This is a genomic window from Monashia sp. HAY1-5C (genome assembly GCF_056755255.1).
Window position 1 is genome coordinate 1 of record NZ_JBPGXG010000680.1, and the last position, 241, is coordinate 241.

At 68.0% G+C, this 241-nt stretch carries 1 protein-coding gene; it reads right to left on the reverse strand.

The features are described 5' to 3' along the window. Window positions 1-241, reverse strand: a 241-nt coding sequence (locus tag ACR9ZK_RS23175) for a hypothetical protein (protein ID WP_481344263.1), incomplete at both ends; no start/stop codon positions are given.

Sequence of the window (241 nt, forward strand, 5' to 3'; positions counted from 1 at the left end):
GACCAAACCTCCAGCTGTGAGGAACAGCGGTGTCCAGCCGGGATCCGTGGACGGAGCCACGAGGATCTCGCCCGGCTCCAGATGGGCTCCCACGGGGTCCATGATGACCCGCGCAGGCGCGGTCACCAGACCCGCCGACGCCGGGCTGCCGGACAAGGTGCCGGGGCGCTGTTCCGCATTGGCCCCTGCAATGGCTTCAGGTTCGGTGCCATCGGACAACAGCATCCGGGGAATGTGCCTG